24 protein-coding genes are annotated in these 22,943 nt (G+C 62.1%); 10 read left to right on the top strand and 14 right to left on the bottom strand.

The annotated features are described in order from the left end of the window. Positions 1-92: 92 nt before the first annotated feature. Both BLP82_RS11945 and BLP82_RS11950 read left to right on the top strand, forming a co-directional pair. A complete protein-coding gene (locus BLP82_RS11945) occupies positions 93-1,241 on the top strand; it encodes a helix-turn-helix domain-containing protein (RefSeq protein WP_092167744.1) in 1,149 nt (382 codons plus the stop codon). Next, on the top strand, positions 1,228-1,707 hold the full coding sequence (locus tag BLP82_RS11950; protein ID WP_092167746.1) for a DUF4411 family protein: 480 nt from the start codon (positions 1,228-1,230) through the stop codon (positions 1,705-1,707). Before BLP82_RS11945 ends, BLP82_RS11950 begins: the two co-directional genes overlap by 14 nt. Positions 1,708-1,773: 66 nt before the next feature. On the opposite strand, the gene BLP82_RS11955 is transcribed toward BLP82_RS11950, so the two are convergent. The 9 genes from BLP82_RS11955 to def all read right to left on the bottom strand — a co-directional run bounded on the left by BLP82_RS11955 (position 1,774) and on the right by def (position 8,485). After that, complete coding sequence (locus tag BLP82_RS11955; RefSeq protein ID WP_256576589.1) at positions 1,774-2,016, bottom strand: hypothetical protein; 243 nt, start codon at positions 2,014-2,016, stop codon at positions 1,774-1,776. Beyond that, positions 1,994-2,287 (bottom strand): antibiotic biosynthesis monooxygenase family protein, encoded by a 294-nt coding sequence (locus BLP82_RS11960; protein ID WP_092167749.1) that lies wholly within the window; start codon positions 2,285-2,287, stop codon positions 1,994-1,996. The genes BLP82_RS11955 and BLP82_RS11960 overlap by 23 nt, the downstream gene beginning before the upstream one ends. 31 nt (positions 2,288-2,318) lie before the next feature. Continuing rightward, positions 2,319-3,293, bottom strand: coding sequence for a zinc-dependent alcohol dehydrogenase family protein (locus BLP82_RS11965; protein WP_092167751.1), 975 nt, complete (start codon positions 3,291-3,293; stop codon positions 2,319-2,321). A 64-nt stretch (positions 3,294-3,357) separates the two neighbouring features. Continuing rightward, positions 3,358-3,660, bottom strand: coding sequence for an ArsR/SmtB family transcription factor (locus BLP82_RS11970; protein WP_003177098.1), 303 nt, complete (start codon positions 3,658-3,660; stop codon positions 3,358-3,360). 129 nt (positions 3,661-3,789) lie between these two features. Then, on the bottom strand, positions 3,790-4,101 hold the full coding sequence (locus tag BLP82_RS11975; protein WP_092167753.1) for a tetratricopeptide repeat protein: 312 nt from the start codon (positions 4,099-4,101) through the stop codon (positions 3,790-3,792). 141 nt (positions 4,102-4,242) lie between these two features. Then, positions 4,243-5,616, bottom strand: coding sequence for a Trk system potassium transporter TrkA (trkA, locus tag BLP82_RS11980; RefSeq protein ID WP_060739847.1), 1,374 nt, complete (start codon positions 5,614-5,616; stop codon positions 4,243-4,245). 24 nt (positions 5,617-5,640) lie between these two features. Beyond that, positions 5,641-6,951, bottom strand: a complete 1,311-nt coding sequence (rsmB, locus tag BLP82_RS11985) for a 16S rRNA (cytosine(967)-C(5))-methyltransferase RsmB (RefSeq protein ID WP_092167756.1) — start codon at positions 6,949-6,951, stop codon at positions 5,641-5,643. Continuing rightward, on the bottom strand, positions 6,948-7,907 hold the full coding sequence (fmt, locus tag BLP82_RS11990) for a methionyl-tRNA formyltransferase (protein WP_092167758.1): 960 nt from the start codon (positions 7,905-7,907) through the stop codon (positions 6,948-6,950). Before fmt ends, rsmB begins: the two co-directional genes overlap by 4 nt. Positions 7,908-7,978: 71 nt before the next feature. Beyond that, positions 7,979-8,485 carry a peptide deformylase gene (def, locus tag BLP82_RS11995; RefSeq protein WP_092167761.1) on the bottom strand — a complete coding sequence of 169 codons (507 nt, stop codon included), beginning with the start codon at positions 8,483-8,485 and terminating at the stop codon, positions 7,979-7,981. A gap of 170 nt (positions 8,486-8,655) precedes the next feature. Here def and BLP82_RS12000 point away from each other — a divergent pair, with 170 nt between their 5' ends. The 3 genes from BLP82_RS12000 (at position 8,656) to BLP82_RS12010 (ending at position 11,475) form a co-directional block, all read left to right on the top strand. Beyond that, positions 8,656-9,681 (top strand): LysM peptidoglycan-binding domain-containing protein, encoded by a 1,026-nt coding sequence (locus BLP82_RS12000; protein WP_060739850.1) that lies wholly within the window; start codon positions 8,656-8,658, stop codon positions 9,679-9,681. Positions 9,682-9,761: 80 nt separating this feature from the next. Then, positions 9,762-10,856, top strand: coding sequence for a DNA-processing protein DprA (gene dprA, locus BLP82_RS12005; RefSeq protein WP_092167764.1), 1,095 nt, complete (start codon positions 9,762-9,764; stop codon positions 10,854-10,856). A 61-nt stretch (positions 10,857-10,917) separates the two neighbouring features. Beyond that, positions 10,918-11,475 carry an L-threonylcarbamoyladenylate synthase type 1 TsaC gene (locus tag BLP82_RS12010; protein WP_014335849.1) on the top strand — a complete coding sequence of 186 codons (558 nt, stop codon included), beginning with the start codon at positions 10,918-10,920 and terminating at the stop codon, positions 11,473-11,475. A 154-nt stretch (positions 11,476-11,629) separates the two neighbouring features. Here the strand turns inward: BLP82_RS12010 and BLP82_RS12015 are convergent, their stop codons facing one another. After that, a complete protein-coding gene (locus BLP82_RS12015) occupies positions 11,630-12,607 on the bottom strand; it encodes an NADPH:quinone reductase (protein ID WP_092167766.1) in 978 nt (325 codons plus the stop codon). A 163-nt stretch (positions 12,608-12,770) separates the two neighbouring features. Between BLP82_RS12015 and hemF the strand changes: the two genes are divergently transcribed. Then, positions 12,771-13,685 carry an oxygen-dependent coproporphyrinogen oxidase gene (gene hemF, locus BLP82_RS12020; protein ID WP_092167769.1) on the top strand — a complete coding sequence of 305 codons (915 nt, stop codon included), beginning with the start codon at positions 12,771-12,773 and terminating at the stop codon, positions 13,683-13,685. 13 nt (positions 13,686-13,698) lie between these two features. Further along, positions 13,699-14,520, top strand: a complete 822-nt coding sequence (aroE, locus tag BLP82_RS12025; protein ID WP_092167772.1) for a shikimate dehydrogenase — start codon at positions 13,699-13,701, stop codon at positions 14,518-14,520. A 131-nt stretch (positions 14,521-14,651) separates the two neighbouring features. Here aroE and BLP82_RS12030 read toward each other — a convergent pair whose 3' ends face one another. The 3 genes from BLP82_RS12030 to betC all read right to left on the bottom strand — a co-directional run bounded on the left by BLP82_RS12030 (position 14,652) and on the right by betC (position 18,986). Continuing rightward, complete coding sequence (locus BLP82_RS12030) at positions 14,652-16,220, bottom strand: SulP family inorganic anion transporter (protein WP_092167775.1); 1,569 nt, start codon at positions 16,218-16,220, stop codon at positions 14,652-14,654. A gap of 315 nt (positions 16,221-16,535) precedes the next feature. Next, entirely contained in the window at positions 16,536-17,456 is a 921-nt protein-coding gene (gene choX, locus BLP82_RS12035; protein WP_092167778.1) for a choline ABC transporter substrate-binding protein, read from the bottom strand. 15 nt (positions 17,457-17,471) lie between these two features. Then, complete coding sequence (gene betC, locus BLP82_RS12040; RefSeq protein ID WP_092167781.1) at positions 17,472-18,986, bottom strand: choline-sulfatase; 1,515 nt, start codon at positions 18,984-18,986, stop codon at positions 17,472-17,474. A 114-nt stretch (positions 18,987-19,100) separates the two neighbouring features. Between betC and BLP82_RS12045 the strand changes: the two genes are divergently transcribed. Further along, positions 19,101-20,051 carry a choline sulfate utilization transcriptional regulator gene (locus BLP82_RS12045; protein ID WP_092167784.1) on the top strand — a complete coding sequence of 317 codons (951 nt, stop codon included), beginning with the start codon at positions 19,101-19,103 and terminating at the stop codon, positions 20,049-20,051. An 84-nt stretch (positions 20,052-20,135) separates the two neighbouring features. Here the strand turns inward: BLP82_RS12045 and BLP82_RS12050 are convergent, their stop codons facing one another. After that, entirely contained in the window at positions 20,136-20,795 is a 660-nt protein-coding gene (locus BLP82_RS12050; RefSeq protein ID WP_092167788.1) for an NAD(P)-dependent oxidoreductase, read from the bottom strand. Positions 20,796-20,879: 84 nt separating this feature from the next. On the opposite strand from BLP82_RS12050, the gene BLP82_RS12055 reads away from it, so the two are divergent. Further along, positions 20,880-21,218, top strand: coding sequence for a DOPA 4,5-dioxygenase family protein (locus tag BLP82_RS12055; protein ID WP_092167792.1), 339 nt, complete (start codon positions 20,880-20,882; stop codon positions 21,216-21,218). A gap of 382 nt (positions 21,219-21,600) precedes the next feature. Further along, positions 21,601-22,908, top strand: coding sequence for a CitMHS family transporter (locus tag BLP82_RS12060; protein WP_092167797.1), 1,308 nt, complete (start codon positions 21,601-21,603; stop codon positions 22,906-22,908). Positions 22,909-22,943 lie beyond the last annotated feature (35 nt).

Below are 22,943 nucleotides of genomic sequence, written 5' to 3' on the forward strand. Positions count from 1 at the left end.
CGGGAAAGTCATAGGCCCGGCCGCATCAAGCTTTCGGCAGCTAGCTTTGGTGGCTCATGTTCACCGGTACACACCGTCTATATACTCAAATCATGGAACGTATCCAATCAATCAATCTCGCGCGGATAGACTGGTGTTGTACCGATCACGGTATGACGCGGGACGAGCTCGCCCGTGAGATTGGTATAGCACCTGCCAGCTTTGAAAAAGTGATGGCCGGCGAGACGGGACTGACCTTCAACCAGTTGCGTAAGCTGGCGGCCGTTTTCGGGCGAGGCACCTTGTTTTTCATGGAGCCGGGGCCGGTCAACGAGGCAAAGGTGCACTCGCCGCAGTTCCGCACCTTGAGCAATCAGAAACCGGAACTTTCGCACCGCCTGAAGCTGCTGGTTGAGCGAGTGGAGCGTCAGCGCGCAGTGTTCCTTGCACTGCGTGAGGAGCTTGAACCGACGGAGGTCGTGCGCTTCTCGCCGCCCGACCTGGCAGGCCTGAGCATCCCCGATGCGGCCAGCCGTGTGCGTGAATGGCTGGGGCTGGCGAACCGTAACAATTTCGACAGTTATCGTAAGGCCATCGAAGCGCGCGGCCTGTTGGTCTTCCGCAGCAATGGCTACAACGGTAAATGGCAGATTGCGAAGGAAAGCCCGATCCTCGGTTTTTCACTCTACGACCCTGAATGCCCGGTAATCGTCATCAAGAAGCAGGATGCAGATACCCGCCAAAGCTTCACGTTGATGCATGAGTTGGGGCACCTACTTATTCATCGGGCAAGCTCAATTGACGATGAAGAGGATTTGTATTCGGCGGACGATGAAGAGCAAGAGGCGAATGCCTTTGCCGGCCATCTGTTGGTCCCCGATCAGTTTCTGTTAAGCATTCATGACGATGAGCGCCCTGTTGAGGCGGCCGAATTTGATGGCTGGCTGGAACCACAACGCAGGGCGTGGGGTGTGAGCGGCGAGATGATCCTACGGCGTCTGATGGATGCCGGACGTTTGCCAAGCGAAGCGTATGCCGCATACCGACGGTGGAACAAGCAACGAGCGATGCCTGAAAACGAGGGTGGCAGCCGAGAGCACCGCAATCGCGAACCCCGGCACATTTTTGGCGATGGTTACGTGCGCACAGTGCTGGATGCCATGAACGCTCGTCGTATCACTCTCGCCAAGGCAAGCAGCTATCTCGACAACCTTAAGATCTCGGACCTGCACAAGCTGGAACGCTTCTATGCAGGTGTTTGATGCCTCATCCATGCTCTACGCGTGGGATAACTACCCTATCGCGCAGTTTCCGGGGCTTTGGGCATGGATGACGGATCGAGTGATGCAAGAGGTGATTCGGATGTCCGAGGTTGCCGCCGAAGAAGTTGGACACAAAGCACCGGAGTGCGTGACCTGGCTGAAGGAGGCAGGTCTGCAAAAGATGCCCGTGACCGAGGCGATCCTATTGGAAGCCTTTCGTATCAAAGGATTGCTTGAGATCGAAGAAGACAAATACGGTGCTGGGGTTGATGAAAACGATCTATATATCATTGCTACCGCGAAGCTACATGGCTGCGAGTTGGTCACGGATGAGGCGTTTCAGCCTTCTGCGAACAAGCACAAACGCAATTGGAAGATTCCTGCTGTTTGCAATATGGAAAGTGTGCAGACCCCCTGGATCAACTTCCTCGACTACATCAAGCGATCCCAAGCAGTTTTCGGATGATGACTTCAGTCATTTGAGTACAAAATCGGACTGATCTTCTGATATTTAGCTTACCCCTTCTTATCCTCAGTCAACCTGCTCAAACCGCCGCCGCTTCATGAACAACCCCATCCCCATAGCCACAGCAAAGACCGAGAGCAGCCCCAGATCAAATCCCAGCAGTCGGATCTGACTGGCCGCGACGCAACCGACCGCACCCACCAGCGCCAGCCCTAGCCACTTGCGCAGCAGGTAAGGCTTGAAAAATAGGGGGGCCAGATTTATTTTCTGCCCCCCTTCGTCAGCCCTAAAAGCTGCCCCCTTCAACATGGTAAACCCTCGGTTCCTCCGAAAAATATTCCTCCAACCCCATCATGAACAGCCGATGGTCGTCACTCTCTTCGAAGCCCGGTGTGTGATCCTCGAGTGATTGCCATCGCACGATCAGGTTGAACTGCTCGGGCGTTTCGATCCCTTGCCCCAGCATGTGGCCGCCGTAACCCTTCGCCCGTGTAAGCAAAGGAGCGACTTCGGCAAATGCGCGTCGAAACGTTTCAATGCGTTCTTTGTGAACAGGAAGCACAGCGATTTCGTAAACCATGACGCACCTCTGAATTGGTTAAAGTCGGCACTTACGGAATGAGCGATGGCTCGACGGCAATGGCGATTTTTCCTCGAAGACCGTTGTTGGCGCTTTCCAGCCGGGCATGGGCCAGGGGAATGTCGGCCAGCGAATAGACGGCGCCGACATGGGGGCGCAGTTGACCGCGGGCTATCAATGCGCTCAGCTCATCGAGCTTGCCGCGGTTTTGCCGGGTGAACACGAAGTGATAGCTCGCGTTCTTGCCCCAGGCCTGGACGAGGTTTTGTGGCTGGGCGATGTCCACGATCGAGACGACGCGGCCCAGTTGGGCGAGGACGTCGGGGCTGCGGGACAGTGTGTTGCCGCCGATGGTGTCGAATACGACATCCACGCCGTGGCCAGCGGTTTCCCGAAGGACAGCGTCGACATAATCTTCTTTCTCGTAGTCAATGATCACGTCGGCCCCCAAGTTGCGGGCGAACTCAGCGTTTGCTTCGCGCACGGTGGTAAACACCCGGGCGCCCATGGCTTTCGCCACCTGGATCGCGACGTGCCCGACGCCTCCAGCACCGCCGTGGACAAGAATGCTCTCCCCGACCCTGAGCGCCGCGCGCACCACCAGCGCTTCCCACACCGTCCCGCCCACCAGGGTCAGGCTTGCGGCCTCAAGATGGCTCAGCTCGGGCGGTTTCTTCCCGACAATGCTCTCGGCCGCGACGTGGTACTCGGCATAGCTGCCTGACCCTTCAAATATTTGCGGGGTGTACCAGACTTCGTCTCCTGGCGCGAAGGAAGTCACGTCAGGCCCTACGGCTTCGACCACGCCGGAGACGTCGTGGCCGGTGATGGCCGGCAGTGGCACCAGGTCGGAATAGTCGCCGCGTCGAACCTGGTAATCCAACGGGTTGATGGAAGTGGCGTGTACGCGGACCAAGACTTGTCCCGCTTGCGGAACGGGCTTGGGCACATCGCGGAGTTCGAACGATTCAGGACCGCCGAATGATTTAAGCATCATCGCTTTCATAGTAAATCCTCGTATCGATAAAAAGGGATATCGAGATATCTCGATATCATGTGATAAAAAAACGCTACAGGTCTTTCCCAATGATCTCGGCGAGAGCACTGATGGTTGCTTCATTGCGTTTGTAATAGGTCCACTGGCCGATGCGCCTGACTTCGACCAGACCCACCCGTTGCAACGTGGCCAGATAACCGGACACCGTTGACTGCGACAGGCCGATCCCTTCCTGGATACTGCTGACGCAGACGCCGACCGTGTGAACGTCACCCTCATCCTGCGGGGGGAAGTTCTTTGCCGGATCCTTCAAACCTTTCAGGATTTGGAGACGTGTCGGGTTTGAGAGGGCTTTGAATATTTCGAGTAGGTCCATGCGGCGAGGATATCGAGATTTTTCGATATGTCAATACGTGAATTGAGATAGCTCATGAGCGGGGGTTTTGAGGCTGCTTCGCAGCCTGGCGGGGATAAATCCCCTCGCCACAGGGGGCTTGGGGCGGGATCAGGCGTGGCGATCCAGTTTCTTGAGGAACACAGTCATTTCTTTTTCGGCCTGTTTGTCGCCGTGGGCGCGGGCGGCTTCAAGGCCTTGTTCCCAGGCTTGGCGGGCAGCCGGGAGGTCGCCTTGGCCTTGGTGGGCCTTGCCCAGTAGTTTCCAGGCGGCTGAATACTTGGGGTCGAGTTCGACGCAGCGTTGGAAGTGTTCGGCGGCGCGGGGGAATTCGCCGAGGTCGAGGTAGCCTTTGCCCAGGCCAAAGCGGAGCAGGGCGTTGTCCACGCCTTTGGCGAGCATTTTTTCCAGGGAATCGAGCATTTTAAAAACTCCTCATGACTAAGATCGTTCCCGCGCTCCGCGTGGGAATGCCTCCACGAACGCTCTGCGTTCAGCTCTTGAGGGGATGCGGAGCGTCCCAGGCTGCATTCCCACGCGGAGCGTGGGAACGATCAGTGGTGGTCAGAAGAAGCTCAACCCCACATGGAACAGCTTCTCGACATCGCGAATGTGCTTCTTGTCCACCAGGAACAGGATGACATGGTCGCCGGTCTTGATCGTGGTGTCGTCGTGGGCGATCAGGACTTCTTCGTCGCGGATGATCGCGCCGATGGTGGTGCCGGGTGGCAGGCCGATGTCGCGGATGGCTTTGCCGATCACTTTGCTGGACTTGGCATCGCCGTGGGCAATGGCTTCGATGGCTTCGGCCGCGCCGCGGCGCAGGGAGTGGACGCTGACGATGTCGCCGCGGCGCACGTGGGCGAGCAAGGTGCCGATGGTCGCCAGTTGCGGGCTGATGGCGATGTCGATGTCGCCGCCCTGGATCAGGTCGACGTAGGCCGGGTTGTTGATGATGGTCATCACTTTCCTCGCCCCCAGGCGCTTGGCCAGTAGCGACGACATGATGTTGGCTTCGTCGTCGTTGGTCAGGGCCAGGAAGATGTCGGCGTCGGCGATGTTTTCTTCCAGCAGCAGGTCGCGGTCGGAGGCGCTGCCTTGCAGCACCACGGTGCTGTCGAGGGTGTCCGAGAGGTAGCGGCAGCGGGCCGGGTTCATCTCGATGATCTTGACCTGGTAGCGGCTTTCGATGGCTTCGGCCAGGCGCTCGCCGATCTGTCCGCCGCCGGCGATGACGATGCGCTTGTAGTTCTCGTCGAGGCGGCGCATTTCGCTCATCACCGCGCGAATGTTCGCTTTGGCGGCGATGAAAAATACTTCGTCGTCGGCTTCGATCACCGTGTCGCCCTGGGGCAGGATCGGCCGGTCACGGCGGAAAATCGCCGCGACTCGGGTTTCCACATTCGGCATGTGTTCGCGCAATTGGCGCAGTTGCTGGCCCACCAGCGGCCCGCCGTAGTAGGCCTTGACCGCCACCAGTTGCGCCTTGCCTTCGGCGAAGTCGATCACCTGCAGGGCACCGGGGTGCTCGATCAGGCGCTTGATGTAGTTGGTCACCACCTGCTCGGGGCTGATCAGCACGTCCACCGGGATCGCTTCGTTGTCGAACAGGTCGGCACGGGTCAGGTAGGCGGCTTCGCGCACCCGGGCGATCTTGGTCGGGGTGTGGAACAGGGTGTGGGCGACCTGGCAGGCGACCATGTTGGTTTCGTCGCTGTTGGTCACGGCCACCAGCATGTCGGCATCGTCGGCACCGGCCTGGCGCAGCACCGTGGGCAACGAGCCCCGGCCTTGTACAGTGCGGATGTCGAGGCGGTCGCCGAGGTCGCGCAGGCGTTCGCCGTCGGTGTCGACCACGGTGATGTCGTTGGCCTCGCTGGCCAGATGTTCCGCCAGCGAACCGCCGACCTGCCCTGCGCCGAGGATGATGATTTTCATCCAGTCACTCCTATCGAATCGGTCTTAACCGCGTGCGGCGGCGATCTTGATCAGTTTGGCGTAGTAGAAGCCGTCGTGCCCGCCTTCCTGGGCCAGCAACTGGCGGCCGTGGGGCTGCTTCAGGCCGGCCTGGCTGGCGATGTCCAGTTCCCGGGCACCCGGGGTGCGGGCGAGGAAGGCCTCGATCACGTCGGTGTTCTCGGTGGGCAAGGTCGAACAGGTGGCGTAGAGCAACATGCCGCCCACTTCGAGGGTTTGCCACAGGGCATCGAGCAGTTCGCCTTGCAACGTGGCCAGTGCGGCGATGTCGTCCGGCTGGCGGGTGAGCTTGATGTCCGGATGACGACGGATCACGCCGGTGGCCGAGCACGGCGCATCCAGCAGGATGCGCTGGAACGGTTTGCCGTCCCACCAGGTTGCGGTGTCGCGGCCATCGGCGGCGATCAGTTGGGCGTCCAGGCCCAGGCGTTCGAGGTTCTCCTTCACCCGCACCAGGCGCTTGGCCTCCAGGTCCACCGCCACCACGCCGGCCAGCTTCGGCTCGGCCTCGAGGATGTGACAGGTTTTGCCGCCGGGCGCGCAGCAGGCGTCCAGCACCCGTTGCCCGGGCGCCAGCTCCAGCAGGTCGGCGGCCAGTTGCGCGGCTTCGTCCTGGACGCTGATCCAGCCTTCGGCGAAGCCCGGCAACGCACGTACGTCACCCGGGGTTTCCAGCACGATACCGTCGTGGCTGTACTGGCACGGGATGGCCGGGATGCCCGCCTCGCCCAGCAACGCCAAGTAGGCGTCGCGGGTATGGTGGCGACGATTGACCCGCAGGATCATCGGCGGGTGGGCGTTGTTGGCCGCGCAAATGGCTTCCCATTGCTCGGGCCAGAAGGCCTTCAGGGATTTCTGCAACCAGCGCGGGTGGGCGGTGCGCACCACCGGGTCGTGTTCCAGCTCGGCCAGCAGGGCTTCGCTTTCCCGTTGGGCACGGCGCAACACGGCATTGAGCAGGGCCTTGGCCCAGGGCTTTTTCAGCTTGTCGGCGCAGCCCACGGTTTCGCCGATGGCAGCGTGGGCCGGAACGCGGGTGTAGAGCAGTTGATAGAGCCCCACCAGCAGCAGCGCCTCGACGTCGGCATCGGCGGCCTTGAATGGCTTCTGCAACAGCTTGGCCGCCAGGGCCGACAGCCGCGGCTGCCAACGGGCGGTGCCGAACGCCAGGTCCTGGGTGAAGCCGCGATCACGGTCTTCCACCTTGTCCAGTTGGGTCGGCAGGGAACTGTTCAGCGAGGCTTTCCCGCTGAGTACCGCGGCAAGGGCCTTGGCGGCGGCCAGACGCGGGTTCATGAGGCGTCCGTCGCTTGGCCGAGGACGGTGCCGACGGCAAACTTCTCACGGCGGCTGTTGAACAGGTCGCTGAAGTTCAGCGCCTTGCCACCGGGCAGTTGCAGGCGCGTCAGGCACAGCGCCTGCTCACCGCAGGCAACGACGAGACCGTCCTTGCTGGCGCTGAGGATTTCACCCGGTGCGCCCTTCCCTTCGGCGTAATTGGCCGCCAGCACTTTCAGGGCTTCGCCGTTCAAGGTGCTGTGGCAGATCGGCCACGGGTTGAAGGCCCGCACCAGGCGCTCCAGCTCGACGGCCGGGCGGCTCCAGTCGATGCGGGCTTCGTCCTTGTTCAGTTTGTGGGCGTAAGTGGCGAGGCTGTCATCCTGCACTTCGCCTTCCAGCGTACCGGCAGCCAGGCCGGCGATGGCCTCGACCACGGCGGGCGGGCCGATGAGTGCGAGTCGGTCGTGCAGGCTGCCACCGGTGTCTTCGGCGCTGATGGGGGTGCTGACCTTGAGCAGCATCGGCCCGGTGTCCAGGCCGGCTTCCATGCGCATCACCGTCACGCCGCTCTCGGCATCACCGGCTTCCACCGCACGCTGGATCGGCGCCGCACCGCGCCAGCGCGGCAGCAGCGAGGCGTGGCTGTTGATGCAACCCAGGCGCGGGATATCCAGCACCACTTGGGGCAGGATCAGGCCGTAGGCGACCACCACCATCAAGTCCGGCTGCAGCGCGGCCAGTTCGGCCTGGGCTTGCGCGTCCCGCAGGGTCGGCGGCTGCAACACCGGGATGCCGTGTTCCAAGGCAAGCTGCTTGACCGGGCTGGGCATCAGTTTTTGCCCGCGCCCGGCCGGCCGGTCCGGCTGGGTGTAGACCGCGACGATGTCGTGGGGGCTGGCCAGCAGGGCCTTGAGGTGTTCGGCGGCAAATTCGGGAGTGCCGGCAAAGACGATGCGCAGGGGCTCAGTCATGGGAAGCTCTCAATTACAAAGCGGTCGCAAAAAGAAAAAGGCTTGCCGTGGCAAGCCTTTGAAAGGAGGCATCAAGCATTCTGGCGATGAAGTTTTTCCAGTTTTTTCTTGATCCGGTCACGCTTGAGGGTAGACAGGTAATCCACGAACAGCTTGCCGTTGAGGTGGTCGCACTCGTGCTGGATGCACACCGCCAGCAAGCCTTCGGCGATCAGTTCATAAGGCTGGCCGTCACGGTCCAGGGCCTTGATCCTGACCTTCTGCGGACGGTCGACGTTTTCATAGAAACCCGGCACCGACAGGCAGCCTTCCTGGTACTGGTCCATCTCGTCGGTCAGGGTTTCGAACTCGGGGTTGATGAACACCCGTGGCTCGCTGCGGTCTTCGGAAAGGTCCATCACGACGATGCGCTTGTGCACGTTGACCTGGGTCGCGGCGAGGCCGATGCCTGGCGCCTCATACATTGTTTCAAACATGTCATCGACCAACTGACGCACTTCGTCGTCCACTACGGCCACCGGTTTGGCGATAGTGCGCAGGCGCGGGTCCGGAAATTCGAGAATGTTCAAAATGGCCATAAGCTTGATAAATGCACGTGTGAGGTAAAGTCGGGTGGCTGGCCTGGCGTGTCTTGGGATGCAGGCTACCGTTGTAAAACGTTGCCCTTGGGGGAAACAGCTCCGCAGGGCAGCGAGCCACGGGGGCTCTGGCGTTTTACGCGAACGCACATAATAAAGGGATTCACCGCATGAGGAAATCACTACTCGCCCTGCTGCTCCTGGCTTCGGCCGGTATCGCGCATGGGCAAGTGCAACTTCGGGAAGGTTTTCCCCAGCAATACACGGTGGTGACGGGGGACACATTGTGGGACATTTCCGGCAAATACCTGCGCGAGCCGTGGAAATGGCCGGAGCTCTGGCAGGCCAACCCGCAGATCGAAAACCCCAACCTGATCTATCCGGGCGATACCCTGTCGCTGGTCTACGTCAACGGCCAGCCGCGCCTGACCCTCAATCGCGGCGCCTCCCGCGGCACCATCAAGCTGTCGCCGCGCATCCGCAGTTCGCCGGTGGCCGACGCCATCCCGAGCATTCCACTGCAAGCCATCAACAGCTTCCTGCTGAGCAACCGCATCGTCGACACGCCTGAGGATTTCGACAAGGCGCCCTACGTCGTCGCCGGCAATGCCGAGCGGGTGCTCAGCGGCATGGGGGATCGGGTCTTTGCCCGTGGCACATTCGACTCGAACCAGTCGGCCTATGGCATCTTCCGCCAGGGCAAGGTCTACACCGACCCCGAGACCAAGGAATTCTTGGGCATCAACGCCGACGACATCGGTGGCGGCGAAGTGGTCGCCACCGAGGGCGATGTCACCACCCTGGCCCTGCAACGCACCACTCAGGAAGTGCGCCTGGGTGATCGCCTGTTCAGCGGCGAAGAGCGCTCGATCAACTCGACCTTCATGCCCAGCGCGCCAAAATCGGACATCAACGGGTTGATCCTGGACGTGCCCCGGGGCGTGACCCAGATCGGCGCGCTGGACGTGGTCACCCTGAACAAGGGCCGCCGCGATGGGCTGATCGAAGGCAACGTGCTGGCGGTGATGAAGACCGGTGAAACCGTGCGCGACCGCATCACTGGCGAGCCGGTGAAAATCCCCGATGAACGGGCCGGCCTGCTGATGGTGTTCCGCACTTACGACAAGCTCAGCTACGGCTTGGTGCTGTACGCCTCGCGCTCGCTGTCGGTGCTGGACAAGGTTCGTAATCCATAACGGGTCTCACAAGTTACCAACAGAGTTATCCACAGCTTGTTCCCGTTTGTACGGGGCTCATAACGGTCAAGGATGATCGCATGTCATTACCTGAATCTGCTCCGGTTTCCCCTGCGGAACTGGAGGCCCGGCTACGCCTTCACCGCTTGCCCGAACTCGGTCCCAAGCGTTTCATGACCTTGATGGAGGCCTTCGGCTCGGCCTCCAAAGCCCTCAGTGCACCGGCCAGTGCCTGGCGAGCGTTGGGCCTGCCCATCGCCTGCGCCGAGGCGCGACGCAACCCGGATGTGCGTGACGGCGCCGCCCATGCATTGGCCTGGCTAGAGCGTGCGGGCCAGCATTTACTGATGTGGGACCAACCCGACTACCCGGCGCTGCTGGCACAGATCAGCGACGCGCCGCCGCTGCTGTTCGTCGCTGGCGACGCCACTATTCTGGAAAAACCGCAGCTGGCGATGGTCGGCAGTCGCCGGGCATCGCGGCCGGGCATGGACACTGCGGCGGCGTTTTCCCGCAGCCTGGCCGGGGCCGGGTTTGTCATCACCAGCGGCCTGGCCCTGGGCATCGATGCGGCGGCCCATCAGGCGGCGCTGGACGTTGGCGGGCGCACCGCCGGCGTGTTGGGCACCGGCCTGGAAAATTTTTATCCACAGCGCAATCGTCGGCTGGCGGACGCGATGATTGCCCAAGGCAGCGCGGTGCTGTCGGAGTTTCCGTTGGACGCGCCGCCCCACGCCAGCAACTTTCCACGCCGCAACCGGATCATCAGCGGCTTGTCCCTGGGGGTGCTGGTGGTGGAAGCCAGTGTCGCCAGCGGCTCGCTGATCACCGCCCGACTGGCGGCGGAACAGGGCCGCGAGGTGTATGCCATTCCTGGATCGATCCATCACCCCGGCGCCCGGGGCTGCCATCAGTTGATCCGCGACGGTGCGGCGCTGGTGGAAACCGTCGAGCACATCCTCGAAGCGTTGCGCGGTTGGCAACGGTTACCGCTGGCCGCAACGCCTGAGCCGGTGACCCATCCGCTGCTGCGCCTGCTGCATGCCGCGCCGTTGAGCAGCGAGGCCTTGGCCGACGTCAGCGGCTGGGGCTTGCCCAAAGTGTTGGCGGCGTTGACCGAGCTGGAAATGGAAGGACGCGCCACCTGTGACAACGGACGCTGGTTTGCACGCTAGGTTTTATGGGGAAGATCGGTAAACTGCCCACAGCCTTATTTGCGTTGCGGGAGAAACTTTCATGGTCAACAGTTGGCGTGTGCAACAAGCCGCGCGAGAAATTCGCGCCGGGGCGGTGATTGCCTATCCAACCGAAGCGGTCTGGGGCCTGGGTTGTGACCCGTGGAACGAGGAGGCGGTGGAGCGCCTGCTGGCGATCAAGTCGCGGCTGCCCGACAAAGGCCTGATCCTGGTGGCTGACAACATCCACCAGTTCGACTTCCTGTTCGAAGACTTTCCCGAAACCTGGATGGACCGCATGGCCAGCACCTGGCCGGGGCCCAACACCTGGCTGGTGCCACACCAGAACCTGCTGCCGGAATGGATCACCGGCGTGCACGACACCGTCGCGCTGCGGGTCAGCGATCATCCCACCGTGCGCGATTTGTGCTCGTTGGTCGGGCCGCTGGTGTCCACCTCGGCCAACCCCCAAGGGCGCCCGGCGGCGCGCACGCGGATTCGCGTCGAGCAATATTTCCGTGGGCAGATCGACCTGGTGCTCGGCGGCAACCTGGGCGGGCGCAAGAACCCCAGCGTGATTCGTGACCTGGCGACCGGCAAGGTCGTGCGCCCGGACTGAGCCCGGATACAAACTCTGCATGATCGTTCCCACGCTCTGCGTGGGAATGCCGCCAGGGACGCTCCGCGTTCCGCTTCTGGAAGGTGACGCGGAGCGTCACGGGATGCATTCCCACGCAGAGCGTAGGAACGATCAATTACAAACACCCTGTAATTCAAGGCAGGAGAATGGTCGACCCCGTCGTCCGCCGCGCCGACAGCTCGGTCTGGGCCTTGGCCGCTTCCGCCAGTGGATAACGCTGGTTGATGTCCACCGTGAGCTTGCCGCTACTGATCATCCCGAACAGTTCATCGGCCATGCACTGCAGGTTTTCGGCATTGTTGGCGTACGTCGCCAGGGTCGGGCGGGTGACGTACAGCGAGCCCTTGGCCGCGAGAATCCCCAGGTTCACACCGTCCACCGCCCCCGAGGCATTGCCGAAGCTCACCACCAGGCCACGGGGGGCGACGCTGTCCAGGGAGGTCAACCAGGTGTCCTTGCCAACGCCGTCGTACACCACGGGCACCTTCTTGCCGTCAGTCAATTCCAGCACGCGCTGTGCGACGTTTTCCTTGCTGTAGTCGATGGTTTCCCAGGCGCCGTGGGATTTGGCGATGGCGGCTTTTTCCGGCGAGCTGACGGTACCGATCAGCTTCACGCCCAAGGCCTTGGCCCACTGGCAGGCCAAGGAGCCCACGCCACCGGCGGCGGCGTGGAACAGGATGGTTTCGCCCCCCTTGAGTTCGTAGGTCTGGCGCAACAGGTATTGCACGGTCAGGCCCTTGAGCATCACGCCGGCGGCCTGTTCGAAACTGATGGATTCGGGCAGATGCACCAGGTTGGCTTCGGGCAACACATGTACATCGCTGTAGGCCCCCAGCGGTCCGCTGCCGTACGCCACCCGGTCGCCGACCTTGAACCGCGTGACGCCTGGACCAATGGCCTCGACCACACCCGCGCCCTCGGCGCCCAGGCCCGAAGGCAGCGCCGGTGGCGGATAAAGACCGCTGCGGTAGTAGGTGTCGATGAAATTCAGGCCGATCGCCTTGTTGCTGACGCGTACCTGCTGCGGGCCCGGCTCGGCCGGCTGATAGTCGACATACTGGAGTACTTCGGGACCGCCGTGGGAACTGAACTGGATACGTTTGGCCATCTTCACTTTCTCCTTGTCGCAGACTTTTTACCAAGCCTGCTATCGGACTCCTAAGCTTGACCGTCGTCAACTGTGGCGTGGGCAAGTGCGGTGGTATCCTGTGCGCCCATTTGCCACCGGCCCGCTATACGCCGCGTAGCGTAGCCCTGATCAAGGTGACGTCATGTCCACTCGTACCGAGGCCGTGAAAGCCTATCTGCTCGACCTGCAAGACCGCATCTGCGCCGCCCTGGAAGCCGAGGACGGCGGCACGCGCTTCGTCGAAGATGCCTGGACCCGGCCGGCCGGGGGTGGCGGTCGCACGCGGGTGATCGAAAACGGCACGGTGATCGAAAAGGGCGGCGTCAACTTTTCCCACGTCTTCGGCAGCGGCCTGCCACCCTCGGCCAGCGCCCATCGGCCGGAACTGGCCGGACGCGGCTTCGAAGCCTTGGGCGTGTCGCTGGTGATCCACCCGCACAACCCACACGTGCCGACCTCCCACGCCAACGTGCGTTTCTTCATCGCCGAAAAGGAAGGCGAAGAGCCCGTCTGGTGGTTTGGCGGTGGCTTCGACCTGACCCCTTACTACGGCGTAGAAGAGGATTGCGTGCATTGGCACCGCGTCGCCGAGCAAGCCTGCGCGCCGTTCGGCCCCGAGGTGTACCCGCGCTACAAGGCCTGGTGCGACAGCTACTTCCACCTCAAGCATCGCAACGAGCCCCGGGGCATCGGCGGCCTGTTTTTCGACGACCTGAACGAGTGGGGTTTCGACACCTGCTTCGCCTTCATTCGCGCCATCGGCGACGCCTACATCGATGCCTACCTGCCCATCGTGCGTCGCCGCAAGCATGACGCGTTCACCGCCAAGCAACGGGAGTTCCAGGAGTTTCGCCGTGGACGCTACGTGGAATTCAACCTGGTCTACGACCGCGGCACCCTGTTCGGGCTGCAATCGGGCGGGCGTACCGAATCGATCCTGATGTCCCTGCCGCCGCAAGTGCGCTGGGGCTACGACTGGAAAGCCGAGCCGGGCAGCGAAGAGGCGCGGCTGACCGAGTACTTCCTGCAGGATCGCGATTGGCTGGCAACGGCCTGAACGGGGATATTCCATGGATCGCTACGTTGTAATGGGTAACCCGATCGGCCACAGCAAATCGCCGTTGATCCATCGCCTGTTTGCCGAGCAGACCGGGCAGGTGCTGGACTACACCACGCTGTTGGCGCCGTTGGAGGATTTCGCCGGTTGCGCCCGGGCATTTTTCCGCGAGGGCCGTGGGGCGAACGTCACCGTGCCGTTCAAGGAAGACGCCTTCCGCCTGGCCGACACCCTGACCGAGCGGGCTCAGCGGGCCGGGGCGGTCAATACGTTGAGCAAACTGGCCGACGGCCGCCTGTTGGGTGACAACACCGACGGCGCCGGGCTGGTCCGGGACCTGACCGTCAACGCCGGCTTCAGCCTCCAGGGCAAGCGCATCCTGTTGCTGGGGGCCGGCGGCGCGGTGCGCGGCGCCCTGGAGCCGCTGCTGGCCGAAGCGCCGGCCTCGGTGATCATCGCCAACCGCACGGTGGAAAAAGCCGAATGGCTGGCCGAGTCGTTCGCCGACCTGGGCCCGGTCTCGGCCAGTGGGTTCGATTGGCTGCAAGAGCCGGTGGACTTGATCATCAACGCCACCTCCGCGAGCCTGTCGGGGGAGGTACCGCCGATTGCCGCCAGCTTGATCGAGCCCGGCAAGACGGTCTGCTACGACATGATGTATGGCAAGGAACCGACCTCATTCTGCCGTTGGGCCAGTGAGCACGGGGCGGCGGTGTCGATGGATGGCCTGGGCATGTTGGCCGAGCAGGCGGGCGAAGCGTTCTACCTGTGGCGCGGGGTACGCCCGGACACCGCGCCGGTGCTGGCCGAGTTGCGCCGCCAATTGGCGCTGTAGGCTTCAGGCTGTTGTGGCGAGGGGATTTATCCCCGTTGGACTGCGAAGCAGTCCCAAAAAAGCGGGGCCGCTTCGCGTCCCAACGGGGATAAATCCCCTCGCCACAGATGTGCCTCAAGTCCCCCCAGTTTTTAATCCTCAAAGTGGATCGGGCAATGCTCCGGTCCTTCCAGCTTCAACAACTCCTCCACCACCTGGGGCCTGGCCTTGCGCAAGGTCAGGCTACGCCCCTGGGCGCGCAGGCGCCGGGCTTCCTGGTGGAGCATTTCCACCCCGGAGTAATCGATGAAGTTGATCTGCTGGGCATCGATGACCACCCGTTGCGCCTGCAACCGTTGCAGGCGTACTTGCAGGTAATGGCTGGCACCGAAAAAGATCGAGCCACCCACCCGCAGGATCTCCGCCTCCTCCTCGCGAAAGTGCTGCACCCGCGGCTGTGAAGTGCGCTTGAGGTAAAAGAACAACGAGGCTAGCACTCCGGCATAGATGGCGGTTTGCAGTTCCAGCAGCAACGTGGCCAGGCAGGTCAGGCTCATCACCATGAATTCGGCGCGGCTCACGCGGTACAACGCCCGGATACCACGGTGGTCCACCAGCCCCCAGGCGATCAACAGGATGCTGCCGGCCATGGCCGGGATCGGGATGTGCGCGATCAGTTTCGCCCCGGCGACCGCAAACAACGCCACCCACAAGGCCGAGAACACCCCGGCCAGGGGCGAGCAGGCCCCGGCTTCATAGCTGAGGCCGGAACGGGTAAAGGAGCCGGCCGACAAGGATCCGGAGAAAAATCCGCCAACGAGGTTGGAAAGCCCCTGCGCCCTCACCTCCTGATTCGCATCGAGCAATTGCCCGGAACGTACCGACAACGAACGGGCGATGGACAGGCTGGTGACCAGCCCGAGCATACCCACCGCGACGGCCCCAGGCAGCAAGCGCAGGATCAGCTCCAGGTCCAGCGGCAGCAGCGTCAGCGGTGGCAGGCGCCCGGCGAAGGCGCTGACCAGCGCCACATGCCCGAACATCGCCGGCCACCACCAGACCACCAGGCTGCTGATGACTAAAGTTATCAACAGGCTCGGCCAGCGCGGCAGCAGGCGCTTGAGCACCACGCCCAGCAGCAGCGTGCCCAACCCCAGCAGCAACGACGGCTTATCCACAGCCCCGATGTGCTCGACCAGCACCAGCAGGCCCCTCAGTGCCGTGGCTTCGTTCGGCAAGTCGAGGCCCAGCAGGTTCGGCAACTGCCCCAGGGCAATGACTACCGCCGCGCCCAGGGTGAAACCCAGCACCACCGAGTGGGAGACGAAATTCACCAGCGCACCGAAACGCAACAGTCCCAGCAGCCACTGGAAAATCCCCGCCAGCACCGTCAGCAGCAGGATCAAGGTGATGTAGTCCTGGCTGGCGGGCACGGCCAGCGGACTGACGGTGGCGTACAAGACGATGGAGATTGCCGCCGTAGGACCGCAGATCAAGTGCCAGGACGAACCCCACAGGCAGGCGATCAGCACCGGCACGATCGCTGCGTACAAGCCGTACTCGGGGGGCAAACCGGCAATCAGGGCGTAGGCAATGGATTGCGGCAACGCGAGAATCGCGCCGCTCAGGCCGACGATCAGGTCGCGGCCGACACTGGCGCGAGTCTGTCGAGGCAGCCAGCTCAGGAAGGGAAAGAGTGAATGGCGGGTGGGGATTGCCATGGGGCCTCAAGGATCGGGTTTGGCACAAGAGTATCAGGCGAGTGATCACCCGTGGCGAAGGCGCAAACGCTCATGGAACAAAGTGGTGAAGCGCGGACTGATCGTTCCCACGCTCTGCGTGGGAATGCATACCCTGACGCTCTGCGTCACCTGGCAGAAGCGGAACGCGGAGCGTCCCTGGCGGCGTTCCCACGCAGAGCGTGGGAACGATCTCAAATCTGAGACGGCACGACACCGTATCGGTTTAGGGAGGGCTTCGCCCTCCAGCGGGAGCAAGCTCCCTCGCCACAAGCGCAACTCACCGGCACATCGGCTTTACAGCTTGGCCTTCACCGCTGCCAACGCATCCTTGCCATCCAGGGTCTTCACACCGTCCAGCCACTTGTCCAGCACTGCCGGGTTGGCCTTGATCCAGGCCTTGGCCGCATCGGCGTTGCTGACTTTGTTGTTCACCACCTCGGCCATGATGCTGTTCTCCATTTCCTGGGTGAAGCTCAGGTTGGTCAGCAGCTTGCCGACGTTCGGGCAGGCCTGTGCATAACCCTTGCGGGTCAGGGTGTAGACGCTGCCGGTGTCGCCGAAGTATTTCTCGCCACCCTTGAGGTAGTGCATTTTCAACTGCACGTTCATCGGGTGCGGCGTCCAGCCGAGGAAGGTCACGAACTTCTGTTTCTTCACCGCCCGGGAGACTTCCGCCAGCATTGCCTGCTCGCTGGACTCCACCAGTTTCCACTCGCCCATGCCGAAGTCATTGGTCTTGATGATTTCTTTCAGGGAGAGGTTGGCCGGGGCGCCGGAACCGATGCCATAGATCTTCTTGTCGAACTTGTCGGCGAATTTGTTCAGGTCGGCAAAGTTATGCACACCGGCGTCCCAGACGTAGTCCGGGACCGCCAGGGTGAACTCGGTGCCGTCCAGGTTCTTGGCCAGTTGCGTGACGTCGCCAGTGGCCACGAACTTGTCATAGAAGCCCTGCTGCGCCGGCATCCAGTTACCCAGGAACACATCCACCTGGCCGTCCTTGAGGCCACCGAAGGTGATTGGCACCGCGAGGGTATCGACCTTGGCCTTGTAGCCCATGCCGTCCAACAGGAAACCGGTGATGGCGTTGGTCGCGGCGATGTCACTCCAACCCGGGTCAGCCATTTTCACGGTTTCGCAGCTCTGCTCGGCCCAGGCCGAAACACTGCTCAACGCCAACAGCCCAGCGGTCAGTACTGTGGATAACTTTTGCATGTGCTTCCCCTTACGTTATTGGTTTTGGCAGGGTTGTGGATAACGGGCCTTGCGCTCCAGATCGTCGAGATCGATGTGGTTACGCATGTACTGCTGGCTGGCGTCCACCAGCGGCTGGTGGTCCCAGCTCTTGAGTTTGCCCAGGGTCAGCGCCTGGGCGACAAAACGGCGACGGCGCTGGCTGGCGAGCACCTGTTGGTGAATAGCCGGAATATCCCACTTGGCCCGCGCCTCGGCGAGAAAATCGGCGAACAGGGTTTGATGCTCGGGAGATTGGCGGAGATCTTCCAGCTCCTTGGGATCGTTGCGCACGTCGAACAGCAGGCACGGGTCATCTTCGCTGTAGATGAATTTCCACGGGCCACGACGGATCATCATCAAGGGGCTGATGGTGCCTTCGGCCATGTATTCACCGAAGACTTCGTCATGCCCGCCCTGCCCTTGCAGATGCGATACCAGCGAACGACCATCCAGTGGCAAGCCGGGTTCCAGGGTACCGCCGGCCAGTTCCACCAGGGTCGGCAGCAGGTCGGCGGTGGACACCGCCGCGCCCACCCGGCTGCTGGCGAACTGTCCCGGTGCGCTGATGAGCAACGGTACACGGGCCGCCATTTCGAACCAGTGCATTTTGTACCACAGGCCCTTTTCGCCGAGCATGTCTCCATGATCGCCGGAGAAGACGATGATCGTGTCGTCCAGCAAACCGGTGTCTTCCAGGGTTTGCAGTAGCTTGCCGACGTTGCTGTCGATGTAGCTGCACGCGCCGAAATAGGCGCGGCGGGCATCACGGATCTTATCCACAGGCAGTGGTTTGTCCCACAGGTCATAGACCTTCAGCAGCCGCTGGGAATGTGGATCCAGGTCCGTTTGCGCCGGTGTCTGCGGCAACGGAATGTCGTTGTCGTCATACAAATCCCAGAATGCCTTGGGAATCGTGTACGGGTCGTGTGGGTGGGTCATCGACACGGTGAGGCAGAACGGTTGGTCACCGTCTTCGCGGATGTGGTCGAACAGGTACTGTTGGGCCTTGAACACCACTTCTTCATCGAAATCCAGCTGGTTGGTGCGCACGCAAGGGCCGGCCTGCAACACCGACGACATGTTGTGGTACCAGCTCGGCCGCACGTCCGGCTCGTCCCAGTTCACCGACCAGCCGTAGTCGGCCGGGTAAATGTCGCTGGTCAGGCGCTCTTCGTAGCCGTGCAGTTGGTCGGGACCGCAAAAGTGCATCTTGCCGGACAACGCCGTGCGATAGCCGAGGCGACGCAGGTAATGGGCGTAGGTCGGCACGTCCGCAGGAAAATCCGCCGCGTTATCGTAGGCGCCGATCTTGCTGGGCAACTGGCCGCTCACCAACGTGAAACGCGACGGCGCGCACAGCGGGCTGTTGCAATAGGCGGCGTCGAACACCACGCCCTCGGCGGCCAGGCGCGACAGGTTCGGCAGCTTGATCGGCGAAGGACCGTAGATCGGCAACATTGGCGCGGCCATTTGATCGGCCATGATGAAAAGAATGTTCTTGCGCTTCATGTATTCGCGGCATTCCATAGTAGGCAGTTATGCGACATTGCTGCGATTGAGCATGTAGCCCCCGGGTTTTGGGGTAAAGCCCATGCAGGATAATGACTAGGATAAGCACAGCTTATGTATGACGCCTTGGGTAACCTGTCCCTGGAATTGTTCCGTGCCTTTGAAGCCGCGGCCCGCCAACAAAGCTTTACGGCGGCGGCGATTGAGTTGGGCACTACGCAGCCGGCCATCAGCCAGCAGATCAAGCGTCTGGAAGAGCAACTGGGTACACGGTTGTTCGACCGGATCTACCGTGGCATCGAACTGACCGAGGCCGGGACAATCCTGTTCGAGCAGGTGCAGGCCGGTTTGCAAAGCATCGATGCCGGGCTGAGCGCGATCACCGCCCAACACCAGCATGAGGTGCTGCAGGTCGCCACGGACTTCGCCTTCGCCGCTTACTGGCTGATGCCGCGCCTGCATCGCTTTCACGCCGCCAACCCCCAAGTGGACGTGAGTCTGGTGACCAGCGAACGCAACCACAACATGTTGCGGACCGATATCGACGTTGCCGTGCTGTTCGGCGACGGTCGCTTCAAACAAGGCGAAAGTCGCTGGCTGTTCAGCGAAGAAGTCTTTCCGGTCTGTAGCCCGCTGCTGCTCAAGGATCGCCCCCTGCCCCTGCCCGCCCAGGCCTTGGCGGAATTTCCATTGCTGCACCTGCGCGCGAGCAACAGCAACAGCTGGTTCGACTGGAGCGGCGTATTCCGCGAGCTGGGCATCACCTCGCCGCCCGCCCCCGGGCAATTGCGCTTCGACAACTACACGCTCCTCATCCAGGCGGCGATTGGCGGCCAAGGCGTCGCCATCGGCTGGCGACACCTTGTGGATAACTTATTGGCCCAGGGGCTGCTGTGTCGTCCGATCGCCGAAACGGTGCTGTCGCGGCTGGGGTATTACGTGGTCTTGCCCCAGCGGAAACGACGCGGTGTGCTGATCAGGCAATTCGTCGATTGGCTGATGGAAGAACAAGCCAACAGTGCTGAATCGCTCACGGGGTTGCCGTTGCCTTCGATTGCGGTTTGAGGCCGTGGCGAGCGCCATGTTTTTGGGGCTGCTTCGCAGCCCAGCGGGAGCAAGCTTCCTCGCCACGAATGTGGATGTCGACAGCTAGCGAGCAGCCACAAAGCTGACATGCTCGCCCACATGCAGCTTCAGGTGCAGCTCATCGGCGATGCCGACCGCCACGCGGTTGAGCCGCTCCAGGGATTCGGCCAGGCCGGGTTCCAGGCTGGTACTGACCTGGCTGAAATGCTCGATGCCCAGGCCTGGCGCAGCGTAAGGGGCGTTGACCAAGGTCCATTGCAAGGTGCTGTTCTTCAGGGCGTCGAGCACTTCTTCGGCGGCATGGCGTTGCAAATCGTCGTCGGCCTGGTCTTCGTCGAGCACGGCGAAGTCGCCGATCAGGAACAACCGGGGCACGTTCACCGCTTGCATGCCGGCGATCAGTGCATCCACCGCCAGGACTTGCTCCACTGGGCCGGGAATCAAGGTGCGCTCCACTTGTTCGCTGTTCATCGGCAACCCCGGCGCGTTCAACAGGCACACCACGGCGCTGGCGCCGGCAACGCTTTGCTTGACCCGCTCCGGGTCGAAAAGATCGCCGGTCTTGGTCCGCAGGCCCGGGCGTGGAGCCAGGGCGGTAAGATCGTCGAGAATCGCAATGACCTCATGCTGGCGCCGCAGCATTTCAGCCATCAACGCACTGCCGAGGCTGCTCATGGCACCATAGAGCACCACTTTGATGACCGGGGTTTCGGCGTTTTTCATGGCTGTTTTCCTCTTTAACGCGCATGTAAAGGCTCTGACCCGCGGCAAACGGCGAGGGTTCGGCCTCTTTTCCAAGGAGTACAGATGCAGCGGATCAAGGGCTACCACGCCCATGTGTATTTCGACGCCAGCACCCTCGACCAGGCGCGGGCCCTGTGCGAGGAAGCGGCGCAGCTGTTCCCGCTGAAGATGGGCCGCGTCCACCAACGTCCGGTCGGCCCGCACCCTGACTGGAGCTGTCAGTTGGCGTTCGATCCGCAGTACATCGGCGTGGTCCTGCCGTGGCTGGCGCTGAATCGCAAGGGCCTGGTGATTTTCCTGCACCCGGAAACCGGCGACGACCTGACGGACCACACCGAGCATGCGATCTGGATGGGCGCGGTGCGGCCGTTGAATCTTTCGGTATTTGCCGCAAAACCTTGACTCGATCGTTCCCACGCTCCCGCGTGGGAATGCCGCCAGGGACGCTCCGCGTTCCGCTTCTGAAAGGTGACGCAGAGCGTCACGGGATGCATTCCCACGCAGAGCGTGGGAACGATCAACGCGACTCGTCACCCATTTACCCTGCGAAAGCTTGCTGAAAGCTAGCGCGATTAGGATCACCTCACTTCCGGCAAAAGACCGGTCGGCCAAACGCGGAGTTTTCAAGACTCGTTCGGCCCTTTTAACAACAACAATGGTGATTCTGATGTCCGCTGCTACCCGTCCCGCTGCACCCACTCCATCCGTCCCCCTCGTGCTTTGCATTTCGCGCTGACCTGTCCGGTTCGCCTTCCATAGCCGCGCCACGCCTGGAGTATTTCCCATGCTGACTTTCCTTGGCTTCGCCATGGTCATCACGTTCATGTTCCTGATCATGACCAAGCGCCTGTCCGCGCTGATCGCCCTGATCATCATCCCGATCCTGTTCGCCCTGTTCGGTGGCTTCGCACCGAAGATCGGCCCGATGATGCTCGAAGGCATCACCAAGCTCGCCCCGACCGGGGTGATGCTGATGTTCGCGATTCTGTATTTTGCCCTGATGATCGACTCCGGCCTGTTCGACCCGGCCGTGCGCAAGATCCTCAAGCTGGTCAAGGGCGACCCGTTGAAAGTTTCGGTCGGTACCGCCGTTCTGGCGCTCGTCGTTTCCCTCGATGGTGACGGCGCGACCACTTACATGATCTGCGTGGCCGCGATGCTGCCGCTCTACAGCCGCATCGGCATGAGCCCACGCATCATGGCCGGCCTGATCATCCTCGCCGGTGGCGTGATGAACATGACCCCGTGGGGCGGCCCGACGGCCCGGGCAGCCAGTGCGCTGCATGTGGACCCGTCCGACATCTTCGTGCCGATGATTCCCGCCATGTTGGCCGGCGTCGTGGCGATCCTGGCGATCGCCTACATGTACGGCAAACGCGAGCGCGCACGCCTGGGTGAGTTGCACCTGGCGGGCGACGAGATCGACCACAGCGAAATCAGCGTGTCCCAGTTCCCCGACGCTCGCCGTCCGAAGCTGATCTGGTTCAACGGCGCACTGACCCTGGCCCTGATGTGCACCCTGATCGCTGGCCTGTTGCCGCTGCCGGTGCTGTTCATGGTGGCCTTCAGTATCGCGATGATCGTCAACTACCCGTGCCTGCAACAGCAGAAAGACCGCGTCGCGGCCCACGCCGGCAGTGTGTTGGCGGTGGTCGGGCTGATTTTCGCGGCGGGGATCTTCACCGGTATCCTGTCCGGCACCGGCATGGTCGACGCCATGTCCAAGAGCCTGCTGGCAGTCATTCCGGAGTTCCTCGGTCCTTACCTGGCAGTCATCACTGCGCTGGTGAGCATGCCTTTCACCTTCTTCATGTCTAACGATGCATTTTATTACGGGGTGTTACCGGTTCTCGCCGAAGCCGCCAGCCATTACGGCATCACCGCCGTTGAAATGGCCCGTGCCTCCATCGTCGGCCAGCCCGTCCACCTGTTAAGCCCGCTGGTTCCGTCGACCTACCTGCTGGTAGCCTTGGCCGGGATCGAGTTCGGCGATCACCAGCGCTTCACCTTGAAGTGGGCAGTACTGGTTTGCCTGTGCATAATGTTCGCCGCCTTGCTGATGGGGATTTTTCCGCTGTTCAGCACTCTATAAAAGCAACGCTCGCTGTGCCGTGCCTATCCGACAAG

This window comes from Pseudomonas sp. NFACC37-1, from assembly GCF_900101575.1.
Classification (GTDB): domain Bacteria; phylum Pseudomonadota; class Gammaproteobacteria; order Pseudomonadales; family Pseudomonadaceae; genus Aquipseudomonas; species Aquipseudomonas fluorescens_AA.

Bases quoted from the DNA above. Each gene is read 5' to 3' on its own strand.
- BLP82_RS11945 (WP_092167744.1), top strand. From the start codon at position 93: ATGGAACGTATCCAATCAATCAATCTCGCGCGGATAGACTGGTGTTGT.
- BLP82_RS11950 (WP_092167746.1), top strand. From the start codon at position 1,228: ATGCAGGTGTTTGATGCCTCATCCATGCTCTACGCGTGGGATAACTAC.
- BLP82_RS11955 (WP_256576589.1), bottom strand. From the start codon at position 2,016: ATGTTGAAGGGGGCAGCTTTTAGGGCTGACGAAGGGGGGCAGAAAATA.
- BLP82_RS11960 (WP_092167749.1), bottom strand. From the start codon at position 2,287: ATGGTTTACGAAATCGCTGTGCTTCCTGTTCACAAAGAACGCATTGAA.
- BLP82_RS11965 (WP_092167751.1), bottom strand. From the start codon at position 3,293: ATGAAAGCGATGATGCTTAAATCATTCGGCGGTCCTGAATCGTTCGAA.
- BLP82_RS11970 (WP_003177098.1), bottom strand. From the start codon at position 3,660: ATGGACCTACTCGAAATATTCAAAGCCCTCTCAAACCCGACACGTCTC.
- BLP82_RS11975 (WP_092167753.1), bottom strand. From the start codon at position 4,101: ATGCTCGATTCCCTGGAAAAAATGCTCGCCAAAGGCGTGGACAACGCC.
- trkA (WP_060739847.1), bottom strand. From the start codon at position 5,616: ATGAAAATCATCATCCTCGGCGCAGGGCAGGTCGGCGGTTCGCTGGCG.
- rsmB (WP_092167756.1), bottom strand. From the start codon at position 6,951: ATGAACCCGCGTCTGGCCGCCGCCAAGGCCCTTGCCGCGGTACTCAGC.
- fmt (WP_092167758.1), bottom strand. From the start codon at position 7,907: ATGACTGAGCCCCTGCGCATCGTCTTTGCCGGCACTCCCGAATTTGCC.
- def (WP_092167761.1), bottom strand. From the start codon at position 8,485: ATGGCCATTTTGAACATTCTCGAATTTCCGGACCCGCGCCTGCGCACT.
- BLP82_RS12000 (WP_060739850.1), top strand. From the start codon at position 8,656: ATGAGGAAATCACTACTCGCCCTGCTGCTCCTGGCTTCGGCCGGTATC.
- dprA (WP_092167764.1), top strand. From the start codon at position 9,762: ATGTCATTACCTGAATCTGCTCCGGTTTCCCCTGCGGAACTGGAGGCC.
- BLP82_RS12010 (WP_014335849.1), top strand. From the start codon at position 10,918: ATGGTCAACAGTTGGCGTGTGCAACAAGCCGCGCGAGAAATTCGCGCC.
- BLP82_RS12015 (WP_092167766.1), bottom strand. From the start codon at position 12,607: ATGGCCAAACGTATCCAGTTCAGTTCCCACGGCGGTCCCGAAGTACTC.
- hemF (WP_092167769.1), top strand. From the start codon at position 12,771: ATGTCCACTCGTACCGAGGCCGTGAAAGCCTATCTGCTCGACCTGCAA.
- aroE (WP_092167772.1), top strand. From the start codon at position 13,699: ATGGATCGCTACGTTGTAATGGGTAACCCGATCGGCCACAGCAAATCG.
- BLP82_RS12030 (WP_092167775.1), bottom strand. From the start codon at position 16,220: ATGGCAATCCCCACCCGCCATTCACTCTTTCCCTTCCTGAGCTGGCTG.
- choX (WP_092167778.1), bottom strand. From the start codon at position 17,456: ATGCAAAAGTTATCCACAGTACTGACCGCTGGGCTGTTGGCGTTGAGC.
- betC (WP_092167781.1), bottom strand. From the start codon at position 18,986: ATGAAGCGCAAGAACATTCTTTTCATCATGGCCGATCAAATGGCCGCG.
- BLP82_RS12045 (WP_092167784.1), top strand. From the start codon at position 19,101: ATGTATGACGCCTTGGGTAACCTGTCCCTGGAATTGTTCCGTGCCTTT.
- BLP82_RS12050 (WP_092167788.1), bottom strand. From the start codon at position 20,795: ATGAAAAACGCCGAAACCCCGGTCATCAAAGTGGTGCTCTATGGTGCC.
- BLP82_RS12055 (WP_092167792.1), top strand. From the start codon at position 20,880: ATGCAGCGGATCAAGGGCTACCACGCCCATGTGTATTTCGACGCCAGC.
- BLP82_RS12060 (WP_092167797.1), top strand. From the start codon at position 21,601: ATGCTGACTTTCCTTGGCTTCGCCATGGTCATCACGTTCATGTTCCTG.